The 12,547-nt window shown below is 71.2% G+C and carries 13 protein-coding genes; 10 read left to right on the forward strand and 3 right to left on the reverse strand.

Annotation, left to right across the window (positions count from 1 at the left end; genetic code table 11):
- Positions 1–57 precede the first annotated feature (57 nt).
- The 4 genes from I8N67_RS22010 to I8N67_RS22025 all read left to right on the forward strand — a co-directional run bounded on the left by I8N67_RS22010 (position 58) and on the right by I8N67_RS22025 (position 3,961).
- Entirely contained in the window at positions 58–813 is a 756-nt protein-coding gene (locus I8N67_RS22010) for a (Fe-S)-binding protein (RefSeq protein WP_200304885.1), read from the forward strand.
- Complete coding sequence (locus tag I8N67_RS22015; RefSeq protein WP_200304886.1) at positions 810–2,330, forward strand: LutB/LldF family L-lactate oxidation iron-sulfur protein; 1,521 nt, start codon at positions 810–812, stop codon at positions 2,328–2,330. The genes I8N67_RS22010 and I8N67_RS22015 overlap by 4 nt, the downstream gene beginning before the upstream one ends.
- A complete protein-coding gene (locus I8N67_RS22020; RefSeq protein WP_200304887.1) occupies positions 2,327–2,998 on the forward strand; it encodes a LutC/YkgG family protein in 672 nt (223 codons plus the stop codon). Before I8N67_RS22015 ends, I8N67_RS22020 begins: the two co-directional genes overlap by 4 nt.
- A 150-nt stretch (positions 2,999–3,148) precedes the next feature.
- The gene (locus I8N67_RS22025) at positions 3,149–3,961 is read left to right on the forward strand and encodes an SAM-dependent methyltransferase (protein WP_200304888.1); all 813 of its coding nucleotides are present in this window, start codon (positions 3,149–3,151) and stop codon (positions 3,959–3,961) included.
- A gap of 28 nt (positions 3,962–3,989) precedes the next feature.
- Here the strand turns inward: I8N67_RS22025 and I8N67_RS22030 are convergent, their stop codons facing one another.
- Positions 3,990–4,703, reverse strand: a complete 714-nt coding sequence (locus I8N67_RS22030) for a UdgX family uracil-DNA binding protein (protein ID WP_200304889.1) — start codon at positions 4,701–4,703, stop codon at positions 3,990–3,992.
- A gap of 105 nt (positions 4,704–4,808) precedes the next feature.
- On the opposite strand from I8N67_RS22030, the gene I8N67_RS42810 reads away from it, so the two are divergent.
- From I8N67_RS42810 to katG, 4 genes are all read left to right on the forward strand, one after another.
- Entirely contained in the window at positions 4,809–5,228 is a 420-nt protein-coding gene (locus I8N67_RS42810) for an EamA family transporter (RefSeq protein ID WP_234046077.1), read from the forward strand.
- 7 nt (positions 5,229–5,235) lie between these two features.
- Positions 5,236–5,661, forward strand: coding sequence for an EamA family transporter (locus I8N67_RS42815; RefSeq protein ID WP_234046078.1), 426 nt, complete (start codon positions 5,236–5,238; stop codon positions 5,659–5,661).
- A 303-nt stretch (positions 5,662–5,964) separates the two neighbouring features.
- On the forward strand, positions 5,965–6,408 hold the full coding sequence (locus I8N67_RS22040; protein WP_200304890.1) for a Fur family transcriptional regulator: 444 nt from the start codon (positions 5,965–5,967) through the stop codon (positions 6,406–6,408).
- A 24-nt stretch (positions 6,409–6,432) separates the two neighbouring features.
- A complete protein-coding gene (gene katG, locus I8N67_RS22045) occupies positions 6,433–8,655 on the forward strand; it encodes a catalase/peroxidase HPI (RefSeq protein WP_200304891.1) in 2,223 nt (740 codons plus the stop codon).
- 114 nt (positions 8,656–8,769) lie between these two features.
- On the opposite strand, the gene I8N67_RS22050 is transcribed toward katG, so the two are convergent.
- On the reverse strand, positions 8,770–9,546 hold the full coding sequence (locus I8N67_RS22050) for an SDR family oxidoreductase (RefSeq protein ID WP_200304892.1): 777 nt from the start codon (positions 9,544–9,546) through the stop codon (positions 8,770–8,772).
- 81 nt (positions 9,547–9,627) lie between these two features.
- The gene (locus I8N67_RS22055; protein ID WP_200304893.1) at positions 9,628–10,395 is read right to left on the reverse strand and encodes an IclR family transcriptional regulator; all 768 of its coding nucleotides are present in this window, start codon (positions 10,393–10,395) and stop codon (positions 9,628–9,630) included.
- Between the two features lie 116 nt (positions 10,396–10,511).
- On the opposite strand from I8N67_RS22055, the gene I8N67_RS22060 reads away from it, so the two are divergent.
- Positions 10,512–11,282 carry an SDR family oxidoreductase gene (locus I8N67_RS22060; RefSeq protein WP_200304894.1) on the forward strand — a complete coding sequence of 257 codons (771 nt, stop codon included), beginning with the start codon at positions 10,512–10,514 and terminating at the stop codon, positions 11,280–11,282.
- A 125-nt stretch (positions 11,283–11,407) separates the two neighbouring features.
- Positions 11,408–12,472: an L-idonate 5-dehydrogenase gene (locus I8N67_RS22065; protein ID WP_200304895.1), complete on the forward strand. Its 1,065-nt coding sequence runs from the start codon at positions 11,408–11,410 to the stop codon at positions 12,470–12,472.
- Positions 12,473–12,547 lie beyond the last annotated feature (75 nt).

Below are 12,547 nucleotides of genomic sequence, written 5' to 3' on the forward strand. Positions count from 1 at the left end.
TCGCTCAGCCACGCCGTACTCTGCACTCATCCGATGACCGACCCCCGAGGAGCCGCGATGCGTGTCGCCCTGTTCCTGACCTGTGTCAACGACACGCTCTATCCGGACACCGGCCGTGCCGTGGTGAAACTGCTGACCAGGCTGGGCGTCGACGTCGACTTCCCGATGGGTCAGACCTGCTGCGGGCAGGCCCACTACAACACGGGATACCGGCATGAGGCCGAGCCGCTGGCCCGGAAGTTCTCCGATGTATTCCGGGAGTACGAGGCGATCGTGACGCCGTCCGGCTCCTGCGGGGCCATGGTGCGGGAGCTGTATCCGCGCATGGGTGAGCGGGCGCGGGCGGAGGGCCGGGGAGACACCCTGGCGCGGACGCTCGCGCCGGTCGTGCCGAAGACGTACGAGCTGACCGAGTTCCTGGCGGACGTGCTGGGGGTGACGGATGTCGGGGCGTACTACCCGCACAAGGTGACGTACCACCCGACCTGTCACGGGCTGCGCAGCCTGGGCCTGGGCGAGCGGCCTCGGCGGCTGCTCCAGGCGGTGAAGGGGCTGGAGCTGGTGGAGCTGCCCGGAGCCGAGGAGTGCTGCGGCTTCGGCGGCACGTTCGCCGTCAAGAACTCCGATGTCTCGGCGGCGATGGGCACGGACAAGGTGCGCAACGCCGAGTCGACGGGCGCCGACGTGCTGTGCGCGGCCGACAACTCGTGCCTGATGCACATCGGCGGCACGATGACCCGGCTGCGCACGAGCATGCGGCCGGTGCACATCGCGGAGATCCTCGCCAGTACAGAGAAGGAGCCCCTGGGATGAGCGGGACGTTCGTCGGCATGCCGGCCTTCCCGAAGGCGGCCCGGGAAGCCGTGCACAACACGACCCTGCGCGGCAATCTCCGCCACGCCACCCACACCATCCGCGCGAAACGCGAGGCCGCGGTCGCGGAGGTGCCGGACTGGGCCGAGCTGCGCGAGGCGGGCAAGCAGATCAAGGACCACACGCTCCGTCATCTCGACCGGTATCTGGTCCAGCTGGAGGAGTCGGTCACGGCGGCGGGCGGCACGGTCCACTGGGCCGCCGACGCGGACGAGGCCAACCGGATCGTCACGTATCTCGTCAAGGCGACCGGTGAGAGCGAGGTCGTCAAGGTCAAGTCCATGGCCACGCAGGAGATCGGGCTGAACGAGGCGCTGGAGGCCGAGGGCATCCACGCCTACGAGACCGATCTCGCCGAACTCATCGTGCAGCTGGGCAAGGACCGGCCCTCGCACATCCTCGTGCCGGCGATCCACCGCAACCGGGGCGAGATCCGGGACATCTTCGCGCGGGAGATGAGCGAGTGGGGCCGCCCCGCCCCCGAGGGCCTCACCGACACGCCCGCCGAGCTGGCGGACGCCGCGCGGCTGCATCTGCGGGAGAAGTTCCTGCGTGCCAAGGTCGGCGTCTCCGGCGCCAACTTCATGGTCGCCGACACGGGCACCCTGGTCGTCGTGGAGTCCGAGGGCAACGGCCGGATGTGCCTGACCCTCCCCGAGACCCTCATCTCGGTCGTCGGCATCGAGAAGATCGTGCCGACCTGGCAGGACCTGGAGGTCTTCCTCCAGACCCTCCCCCGCTCCTCGACCGCCGAGCGGATGAACCCGTACACCTCCACCTGGACCGGCACCACGGACGAGGACGGCCCGAGCACCTTCCATCTCGTCCTCATCGACAACGGCCGCACCGACACGCTCGCCGACGAGGTCGGCCGTCAGGCCCTGCGCTGCATCCGCTGCTCGGCGTGTCTCAACGTCTGCCCGGTGTACGAGCGGGCGGGCGGCCACGCGTACGGCTCGGTCTACCCGGGCCCGATCGGGGCCATCCTCAGCCCCCAGCTCCGGGGCACGGGAAGCGAGGTCGACGCCTCCCTGCCGTACGCCTCCTCGCTGTGCGGCGCCTGCTACGAGGTGTGCCCGGTCGCCATCGACATCCCGGAGGTGCTGGTGCATCTGCGGGAGCGGATCGCGCAGGGCGGCCCGGCGACGGAGCAGGGCGCCAAGGTCGTCCTCAAGCCCGCGAAGGGGCACGCCGCCGAGCGGGCGGCGATGCGCGCGGCGCGCTGGGCGTTCAGTCACCCCGGCGCACTGCGCACCGGCCAGCGGGTCGCGTCCCGCACCCGCCGCTTCCATCCCCGTACGCTGCCCGGTCCCGGCAAGGCGTGGAGCGCGAGCCGTGATCTGCCGGCGCTGCCGGCCGAGCCGTTCCGCGACTGGTGGCAGCGGACGAACGGCGGACGCGGCGATGAACGTATGAGTGGCGGATCGACGAGCGGCGGAAAGGACACCGGGAAGTGAGCAGCAGGGATCTGATCCTCGGCCGGGTGCGGCGCGCCCTCGCCGACGTACCGCGGGACGACACGCCTTACGAGCAGGCGGTTCAGCGCGACTATCTGCGTGAGCACGGCGAGCGGAGCGTCGAGGAGACGGTGGATCTGCTGGCCGAGAACCTGGCGGACTACCGGGCGCTCGTGCACCGCACGGACGCCGACGGGCTCGCCGAGGTCGTCGCCCGGCTCCTGCGCGAGCACGGCTCACGGACGGTGCTCGTGCCGCCGGGGCTGCGTGCGGAGTGGCTGGCGGCGACCGAGGTGACGCGGGTCCCGGACCGTGTGGACAGCACGGCGCACGAGCTGGACGGCGTCGACAGCGTCGTCACCGCCTGCGCGCTCGCCGTCGCCGAGACCGGCACCATCGTCCTCGACGGCTCACCGGACCAGGGGCGCCGCCGGATCACGCTCGTGCCCGACCACCACATCTGCGTCGTACGCGTGCCGGAGCAGGTCGTGTCGTCGGTGCCGCAGGCGCTCGAACAGCTCGACCCGACACGCCCGTTGACCTGGATCTCCGGCCCGTCCGCCACCAGCGACATCGAGCTTGACCGGGTGGAAGGGGTGCACGGTCCGCGCACGCTGGAAGTGGTTCTGGTGAGCGGGAGTGGGAACGGAAGCGGGAGCGGCGGCTAGGGTTTCGACTCCTTCGATGTGTCGGCGCGGCCCAGGGGGTCGGCCGGATCTCGCCGGTGGGTGGTCGGCCCTGCGGCCGACCACTGATCACACACGCGACGATCTTGTTAGGTTGAGTGGCGCCCGCACACGTCAACACGGGGAGTTTCCATGCCACTTGACCGTCCGGTGATCAACAGCAACGTCCCGCACTCGGCCCGGATCTGGAACTACTGGCTCGGCGGCAAGGACTGCTACGAGATCGACCGGCAGGTAGGTGAAGAGATCCGCCGGATGAACCCGCAGATCGTCGAGATCGCCCGCGCTCAGCGTGCCTTCCTGCGCGGCACGGTCGCGCATCTGACCGAGGCGGCCGGCTTACGCCAGTTCCTCGACATCGGCACCGGGCTGCCCACGCAGGACAACACCCACGAGGTCGCGCAGCGGATCGCCCGCGACTCCCGGATCGTCTACGTCGACCACGACCCGACCGTCCTCGCCCACGCCACGGCCCTGCTCACCAGCACTCCCGAGGGCGCCACCGCGTTCATCGACGCCGACCTCCGCGATCCCGACGTCATCCTCGAACGCGCCGCCCACACCCTGGACCTCACCCGCCCCGTCGCCCTCATGCTTCTCGGCATCACCGCCCATGTGCCCGACGAGAGCGCGTACGACGTCGTCGCACGGCTCCTCGACGCCCTGCCCTCCGGCAGCCATCTGGTTCTCGGCGACAGCACCGAGGTGTACCGGCCGGAAGCGATGCGGGCGATGGTCGAGCACTGGAACGGGGCGAGCGACAATCCGCGCGTCAATCGTTCCCCCGAGCAGCTCGCCCGTTTCTTCGACGGGCTGGACCTTGTGGAGCCGGGGCTCGTGTCGGTCGGCCGGTGGCGGGCCGCGCGGAGCGGCTCGGATGAGGTGGAGGGCGTGGAAGTGGTGGAGGAGGTGGACTGCTTCGGTGGTGTGGGGCGCAAGCCGTAGGGGTCAGGGCCAGGGATCACGGCTGGGATCACGGCTCACGCTCGGCCAAGGCTTGCGCGGCCACCTTCAGGTCCGAGATCAGTCCCGCGTACGCGCCCTCGCGGTCGTCGGCGCGGAGTACGGCCGAGGGGTGGAGCGTGGCGACGACGTAGGGACCGTCCTCCTGGCCGGAGGGCATGGGGAGCAGCGCGCCCCGGTCCTTGGTGACCCGGAAGGAGTTGCCGAGCAGTGCCTTGCCCGCGGTCGCGCCGAGGGCCACGACCACTTCCGGTCGCACCAGGCGCAGTTCGGCGCGCAGCCAGGGGCCGCAGGCGGCGACCTCGCGCAGGTCGGGCGCCTTGTGGATGCGGCGTTTGCCGCCGCCCGCGGGCCGGGTGAACTTGAAGTGCTTGACCGCGTTGGTCACGTAGGTCGTGTCCATGTCGATCCCGGACTCGTCCAGCGCCCGCCGCAGCAGCCGCCCGGCGGGTCCGACGAAGGGCTCGCCCTGTCTGTCCTCCTGGTCCCCCGGCTGTTCACCGACCAGGAGGAGCCGCGCGGATTCGTCCCCCTTGCCGAAGACCGTCCGGGTGGCGTCCTCGTGGAGGGGGCAGCCCCGGCAGTCGGCCGCGGCTCGGCGGTGGGCGGGGAGACCGCCGCGGCTGGGCAGATACGGCTCGGCGTCGTAGGCGCGGGCCTCCGCGGAGGGAGCCTGCGTCGAAGTCGGGTGCTTCGTGGCGCTCGCGTGCTTGATGGGGGTCATGCGAGGCGACCTCCTTCACCGGGAGTCGGCTCGGAACTCGTTCCCGAGTACCCGCTCCGTCCCTGATCCATCATGGAATCGCGCGTACGGGGCACCCACGACTGAATGGCCGCCCTCCTCGCCCTCGCGTCCGCCGCCCTGTACGGCATCGTCGACTTCGCCGGCGGGCTGCTGTCCCGCCGGGTGCACTTCGCCGTGGTCACCCTGCTCGGCCAGGCGTGGGGCCTGCTGCTGGCGCTCGTGGTGGCGCTCCTGGCGCCGGCGCCCGATGTGCGGCTCCCGGATGCGCTGTCGGGTGCGCTGTCCGGCCTCGGCAGCGGTGCGGCCATGACGTATCTCAACCGGGGACTGAGCCGGGGCAGCATGAGCGTGGTCGTGCCGGTGAGCGCCGTCACCGGGGTGGCGCTGTCCGTGCTGTGCGGCGTCCTTCTGCTCGGTGACCGGCCCGCCGCCGTGGCGTGGCTGGGCATCTGCGTCACGGTGCCGGCGCTGTGGCTGGTGTCGGGCGACGGGCGGCCGGGGTGAGACGGGTATGGGGCCCGGGGCCGGGGCGGGGGCGACCCTGGACGGGGTCCTCGCCAGTTTCGGGGTGGCGGTGCAGTATCTCGGGCTGGCCCAGGCCGGTGCCGGGAGCGGGGTGTGGCCGGTGGTCGCGGGGCGGGTGGCCGCGGTCGTACTCCTGCTGCCCGGCCTGTGGCGGCATGCCGGGCGGTTCCGTCAGCCGCCGCAGGTGTGGGGGAAGGCGACCGCGACCGGCGCGGGGGCCGCGCTCGCCCTGCTCCTCTACCTGTGGGCGGCGCAGCGACAGATGCTGTCCGTCGTGGTCCTCCTGGCCTCCCTCTACCCGGCCGTCCCCACGGTCCTCGGCCTCACCCTGCTCCATGAACGCGTGAGCACCCGGCAGACGGTCGGCCTCCTCGGCGCGGCGATGGCGATCACCCTCCTCACCCTGGGCTGACCGCCTCGCCCGGGGGATGCCTCCGGCGGCGCCGGCGATGGCGAGGCGGGTGCCGCCGAGAACGCCGTCGGCAGGCCACTCTGGCCCCGTAGACCCCCTCCCTCCAGCGGAATCAACCCCTCGACGGCATCCCGGCCGGACCGGACACCCCGGGAGCCCCGACCCGAGCAGCGGCGGTCGTCCCAGGTGGGAGGCTGTATCGGCCGCCTCGGTCGGTTCACAGCCGGCTTTCCGTGCGGCCTTCTAAACTTGGGTCATTCGTTTTCTTGAACTCTTCGTGTTTATGAGGGTAGGTTGGTCGCCATGACCGCATCCCAGCCTCCGAACACCGCCGAGGAGCTGCGCGGTGCCGGCCTGCGGGTGACGGCCGCGCGCGTCGCGTTGCTGGAAACCGTCCGGGACGGCGACCACCTCGGCGTCGAAGCGATCGCCGCCGGCGTGCGCGATCGTGTGGGCCATATTTCGCTCCAGGCCGTGTACGAGGCTCTGAACGCGCTGTCCGGCGCCGGACTCGTACGCCGCCTCGAACCACCCGGCAGCCCGGCCCTGTACGAGGGCCGTGTCGGGGACAACCACCACCACCTCGTGTGCCGCTCGTGCGGTGCCGTGGTCGACGTCGACTGCGCGGTCGGCCACGCCCCGTGCCTGACCGCGTCCGACGACCAGGGCTTCGCGATCGACGAGGCCGAGGTCATCTACTGGGGCCTGTGCCCCCAATGTTCCGAAGCCAGCATTTCAGCAACGTGATTTACCCAGTTCGGAAGGACTCCCATGACTGAGAACCACGACGCGATCGTCACAGACGCGAAGCCCGAGGAGACGGGTGGCTGCCCGGTCGCTCACGGGCGCGCCGCGCACCCGACTCAGGGTGGCGGTAACCGCCAGTGGTGGCCGGAGCGGCTCAACCTGAAGATCCTTGCCAAGAACCCCGCCGTGTCCAACCCCCTGGGCGAGGAGTTCGACTACGCCGAGGCGTTCAAGAACCTCGACCTCGCGGCCGTCAAACAGGACATCGCCGAGGTACTGACCACCTCGCAGGACTGGTGGCCGGCCGACTTCGGCAACTACGGCCCGCTGATGATCCGTATGGCCTGGCACAGCGCCGGTACGTACCGCATCAGTGACGGCCGCGGCGGCGCCGGCGCCGGTCAGCAGCGCTTCGCCCCGCTCAACAGCTGGCCGGACAACGGCAACCTGGACAAGGCCCGCCGTCTGCTGTGGCCGGTGAAGAAGAAGTACGGCCAGAGCATCTCCTGGGCCGACCTCATGATCCTCACGGGCAACGTCGCGCTGGAGCAGATGGGCTTCGAGACGTTCGGCTTCGGCGGCGGCCGCGCGGACGTCTGGGAGGCCGAGGAGGACGTGTACTGGGGTCCCGAGACCACGTGGCTCGACGACCAGCGCTACACCGGCGACCGTGAGCTGGAGAACCCGCTCGGCGCCGTTCAGATGGGCCTCATCTACGTCAACCCGGAGGGCCCCAACGGCAACCCGGACCCGCTGGCCGCGGCCCGCGACATCCGTGAGACGTTCCGCCGCATGGCGATGAACGACGAGGAGACCGTCGCCCTCATCGCCGGTGGCCACACCTTCGGCAAGACCCACGGCGCGGGCCCGGCGGACAACGTCGGCAACGACCCCGAGGCCGCCTCGATGGAGGAGCAGGGCTTCGGCTGGAAGAACAGCTTCGGCACCGGCAAGGGCGCGGACGCCATCACGTCCGGCCTGGAGGTCACCTGGACCACCACGCCGACCCAGTGGAGCAACAACTTCTTCGAGAACCTCTTCGGCTACGAGTGGGAGCTGACACAGAGCCCCGCCGGCGCCAACCAGTGGAAGCCGAAGGACGGCGCGGGCGAGGGCACCGTCCCGGCCGCCCACGACGCGTCGAAGAAGATCGCGCCGAACATGCTCACGACGGACCTGTCGCTGCGCTTCGACCCGATCTACGGCCCGATCTCCCGCCGGTTCCACGAGAACCCGGAGCAGTTCGCGGACGCCTTCGCCCGCGCCTGGTTCAAGCTGACCCACCGTGACATGGGCCCGAAGTCGCAGTACCTCGGCGCCGAGGTGCCGGCGGAGACCCTGCTGTGGCAGGACCCGCTGCCTCAGGCCGGGGGCGAGGTCATCGACGCCGCCGACATCGCGGCGCTCAAGGCCAAGCTGCTCGCCTCGGGTCTGACCGTCTCGCAGCTGGTCTCCACCGCGTGGGCCTCGGCCTCCACCTTCCGCTCCAGCGACAAGCGCGGCGGCGCCAACGGTGCCCGTCTGCGCCTGGAGCCCCAGCGCGGCTGGGAGGTCAACAACCCCGAGGAGCTGCGTCACGTCCTGACCGCTCTCGAGGGCGTCCAGGCGGAGTTCAACTCCGGCGCCAAGAAGGTCTCCCTGGCCGACCTGATCGTCCTCGGCGGTGCCGCCGCGGTCGAGAAGGCCGCCAAGGACGCCGGTCACGACGTCGAGGTGCCCTTCACCCCCGGCCGCGTGGACGCGACCGAGGAGCACACGGACGTGGAGTCCTTCGCCGCGCTGGAGCCGGCGGCCGACGGGTTCCGCAACTACCAGGGCAAGGGCAACCGCCTCCCCGCCGAGTACCTGCTGCTCGACAGGGCGAACCTGCTCTCCCTCAGCGCCCCCGAGATGACCGCCCTCGTCGGTGGCCTGCGCGTCCTGGGTGCCAACCACGCCCAGTCCTCGCACGGCGTCTTCACCGACACCCCGGGCAAGCTCACCAACGACTTCTTCGTCAACCTGCTCGACTTCGGGACGACCTGGAAGTCCACGTCCGAGGACCAGACCCTCTTCGAGGGCCGTGACGCCGCCACCGGTGACGTCAAGTGGACCGGCACCCGTGCCGACCTCGTCTTCGGCTCCAACTCCGAGCTCCGCGCCCTCGCCGAGGTCTACGCGAGCGACGACGCCAAGGAGAAGTTCGTGAACGACTTCGTCGCGGCGTGGGCCAAGGTCTCCGACCTGGACCGCTTCGACTTGGTCTGATCCCGTCAGACCTGGGGCCGCGACAGGCCCTGGCAGCACCCCGACGTCCGGGTCGGCCCACACGGGCCGGCCCGGACGTTTCGCGTCGCTGTCACTGTCCGTACCCTTCCGGCCCTAAGGCTTGTGGAACGGGCCCTCGGGGGCGGCGGTCGGCGCGATCACCAGCTCCTCCACGACCGTCCGCCGGGGCAGCGTCGCGCACAGCAGTACGGCCCGTGCCACGTCCTGCGGCTGCACCATGGCCGCCCGCTGTTCCTCGCTCGGCGGGGCGGCACGGTCGTCCAGGATCGGGGTGTCGACGGCGCCGGGGAGGATGCAGGTGGCGCGGATCAGGTCGTCGCGGAAGGTGTTGCGCAGGTAGGCCATGAAGTTGCGTACGCCCGCCTTCGCAGCGCCGTACGGGGCTCCGCCGAGGAGGGTGGGCCGTATCGCGGCGAGCGAGGACACCGTGATGATCGAGCCGCCGCCGCGCTCCAGCATGTCCGGGAGCACGGCCTGGGTGAGCAGGTAGACCGCGGTGAGGTTGACGCCCATGACGGCGTTCCACTCGTCCTCTCCGGTCCAGCGGACGTCGAGGACCTGGCCGCCCACGCCCGCGTTGTTGACGAGGATGTCGACGGGGCCGGCCGTGTCCCGGGTCCAGTCGACCAACTCCCGTACCTCGTCCGCGTTCTCCACGTGTGTGGAGCGGGCGAGGGCCGTGCCGCCGTTCTCCTCGATGACGGTGGCGACCTCGTCGAGGACGTACTGGCGGCGCCCGACGAGGACGACTGTCGCACCCTCCGCGGCGAGTTGCAGCGCCGTCTCCCGGCCGATGCCGGTGCCGGCCCCGGTGACCAGCGCGGTCTTCCCTTCGAGCAGTCCCGGCCGCTTTCCGTCGGGGTTTCCCATGTCCGTCAGCCCTCCCAGCGGTGGACGCGCGGTGCGCCCTCTGGGGTGAGGATGCCCGCCGGGCGCGGCGCGGAGTGCGGGTCAGCGGGCGGGCAGCCGGACGCCCAGTTCGGCCGCCGCCGTGCGGAGCACCGGGACCATGGCGACGAGATCGTCCATGGTGCGGCGGAACGCGGGCGCGGCGGTGGAGAGGGCGGCGAAGAGGCTGCCGTCGGGTCGCAGGATCGGGACCGCCACGGCACGCAGGCCGGGGTGGTGTTCCTCGTCGGCGGTGGCGTAGCCGCGTTCGGCGGCGCGGGCGACCTCGGCGCGCAGGACGTCGCGGTCGGTGATGCTGTTGGGTCCGTGCGGGGTGAGTTCGACGCGGTCCAGGAGGTCGGCGCGTACGTCGTCGGCGGCGAAGGCCATGAGGATCTTGCCCATCGAGGTGCAGTGCAGCGGACCGTGGTGGCCCGGGTCGCTGCGGACGCCGACCGGGAGGGGGCCGTCCACGTAGTGCACGTACAGGTGCCGGGTGCCGTCGAGGACGGACATCAGGGTGGCTTCCTCGGTCTGCCGCGTCACGCGCTGCATCACGGGAAGGGCGGTGCCGGCGAATCCGTACACCTGGCCCGCCTGCTGGCCGAGTCGGAACAGTCCGAGGCCCGGCTTGTAGCGCTTGCCGTCCGGCTCGAACTCCACCAGGCCCTCGCGGCAGAGGGAGTTGACCAGCCGGTGGGCCGTGCTGACGGGGACGCCGCTGGCGCGGGCCAGTTCGGACAGCGTGATGCCGTGCGGGTGCTCGCCGACCAGGACGAGCAGCCGGATCACCCGTCCGACCACATCGACCGGTACCTCGCTGGTGCTCACAGCGGCAAAGGTACCCGGTGGTTGACATCTCACTCCCGCCACACCCACGATGTTTTCCACTGAGCAGATATCTTTTCCACTCAATGGAAACATGGACGAGGCAGAGGACGAGACAGATGAGCCATCCCCTCTTCGACGTCACCGGCAAGGTCGCCCTGGTCACCGGATCTAGCCGCGGTATCGGTCTGGCGCTGGCCAGGGGTCTGCTGGAGGCCGGTGTCACGGTCGTCCTCAACGGCCGCGACACCGTCGTCCTGGAGGCCGCCCGCGAAGAGCTGGCCGGGGTCTACGGCGACGCGGTCCTCGCGGAGGCGTTCGACGTCACCGACTCCGCCGCGGTCGCCGCCGCCGTCGCCCGGATCGAGGACCGGGCCGGACCGATCGGCATCCTGGTCAACAACACCGGCGCCCAACGCCGCGCCGCCTTCCTCGACTTCACCGACGAGGACTGGCACGGCCTGCTTCACACCAACCTCACCAGCGCCTTCCTCGTCGGCCGCGAGGTCGCCCGCCGTATGGTCCCCCGGGGCCACGGCAAGATCATCAACATCTGTTCGCTGCAGAGCGAGGCGGTACGCCCGGGGATCGCGCCCTACGCGGCGACCAAGGGCGGCCTGAAGATGCTCACCAAGGGCATGTGCGCCGACCTCGGGCCGCGCGGCATCCAGGTCAACGGCATCGGCCCCGGCTACTTCGACACCGAGCTGACCTCGGCGCTGGTCGCGGACGAGGAGTTCAGCGCCTGGGTGCGGGGGCGGACGCCGGCCGGCCGCTGGGGCAGGGTCGAGGACCTCGTCGGCGCCCTGCTCTTCCTCTCCTCCCCCGCCTCCGACTTCGTCAACGGGCAACTGCTGTACGTCGACGGTGGCATGCTCTCCGTCCTGTGAACCGGCACTCCGTCCTGTGAACCGGCACTCCGTCCTGTGAACCGGCTCTCCGTCCCGTGACCCGGCTCTCCGTCCCGTGAACCGACACTCCGTCCTGTGAACCGGCCGAACCCTCAAGGAGCCCCATGCACGCGTGCGTTGTCCACGGAGCCGGCGATCTCCGGGTGGAGGAGCGGCCTTACGCCGGACCCGCGCCGGGTGAGATCGCGGTGGCCGTCGCGCTCGGCGGGATCTGCGGTTCCGATCTGCACTACTACCACCGGGGCCGGGTGGGGGACTTCGCGGTGAGCGAGCCCATGGTGCTCGGCCACGAGGTGGTCGGCCATGTCGCCGCCCTCGGTCCGGGCGTCGACGGGCCGGCCGCGCCGGCGACGGGCACCGCCGTGGCCATCCATCCCGCGACCCCCTGCGGGGTCTGCCCCGAGTGCGCCCGCGGCAGGCGCAACATCTGCGCCCACACCCGCTATCTGGGCAGCGCCGCCCACACCCCGCACGTCCAGGGCGGCTTCGCGCAGTTCATCACCGTGCCCGCCGACCAGATCCGGCCGCTGCCGCCCGGGCTGAGCCTGCGCCGGGCCGTGCTCGCCGAGCCGCTTTCGGTGGCCCTGCACGCCGTGCGCCGGGCGGGCGAGGTGCGCGGCAAGCGGGTGCTCGTCACGGGGGCGGGCCCGATCGGCTGCCTGGTCGTGGCGGCGCTGCGGCACGGCGGCGCCACCGAGATCGTCGTCAGCGACCTCCACGACGAACCGCTGCGTATCGCCACCGAGGTGGGCGCGACCGCCACCGTACGCGCGGACCGGGCCGGCGATCCCGCCTGGGCCGGTGTCTTCGATGTCGCCGTCGAGGCGTCCGGGGCGCCGGCCGGGCTGCGCAGCTGCGTGGAACGGGTGCGGCGTGGCGGGACCGTCGTCATGCTCGGGCTGCTGCCGCCCGGCGAGATCGGGCTGTTGGGCAATGTCGCGGTCACCCGTGAACTCGAACTGCGCGGTGCCTTCCGCTTCGACACCGAGTTCGACGAGGCCCTGTCTCTGCTGGGCCAGGGGTTGCCCGTCGAGCCGGTCGTCACCCACACCTTCCCGCTGGAGCGGTCCGTCGCGGCGTTCGACACGGCTCAGGACCGCACGGTCGCCTCCAAGGTGCTGCTGGATCTGTCCGACGGACGCGGTGGTTCGCCTACCGAGGGGACGTAGTCCGTCAGCGGTAGAGGTCGGGGCGGTGCTGACCGTGGTGCAACGGCAGCGGCACGTGCGCCGGCCCCCAGGACC

This window comes from Streptomyces adelaidensis (genome assembly GCF_016598475.1).
Lineage (GTDB): Bacteria > Actinomycetota > Actinomycetes > Streptomycetales > Streptomycetaceae > Streptomyces > Streptomyces adelaidensis.

Coding starts and splice junctions, on each gene's coding strand:
- I8N67_RS22010 (WP_200304885.1), top strand. CDS start 58: ATGCGTGTCGCCCTGTTCCTGACCTGTGTCAACGACACGCTCTATCCG.
- I8N67_RS22015 (WP_200304886.1), top strand. CDS start 810: ATGAGCGGGACGTTCGTCGGCATGCCGGCCTTCCCGAAGGCGGCCCGG.
- I8N67_RS22025 (WP_200304888.1), top strand. CDS start 3,149: ATGCCACTTGACCGTCCGGTGATCAACAGCAACGTCCCGCACTCGGCC.
- I8N67_RS22030 (WP_200304889.1), bottom strand. CDS start 4,703: ATGACCCCCATCAAGCACGCGAGCGCCACGAAGCACCCGACTTCGACG.
- I8N67_RS42810 (WP_234046077.1), top strand. CDS start 4,809: ATGGCCGCCCTCCTCGCCCTCGCGTCCGCCGCCCTGTACGGCATCGTC.
- I8N67_RS42815 (WP_234046078.1), top strand. CDS start 5,236: ATGGGGCCCGGGGCCGGGGCGGGGGCGACCCTGGACGGGGTCCTCGCC.
- I8N67_RS22040 (WP_200304890.1), top strand. CDS start 5,965: ATGACCGCATCCCAGCCTCCGAACACCGCCGAGGAGCTGCGCGGTGCC.
- katG (WP_200304891.1), top strand. CDS start 6,433: ATGACTGAGAACCACGACGCGATCGTCACAGACGCGAAGCCCGAGGAG.
- I8N67_RS22050 (WP_200304892.1), bottom strand. CDS start 9,546: ATGGGAAACCCCGACGGAAAGCGGCCGGGACTGCTCGAAGGGAAGACC.
- I8N67_RS22060 (WP_200304894.1), top strand. CDS start 10,512: ATGAGCCATCCCCTCTTCGACGTCACCGGCAAGGTCGCCCTGGTCACC.
- I8N67_RS22065 (WP_200304895.1), top strand. CDS start 11,408: ATGCACGCGTGCGTTGTCCACGGAGCCGGCGATCTCCGGGTGGAGGAG.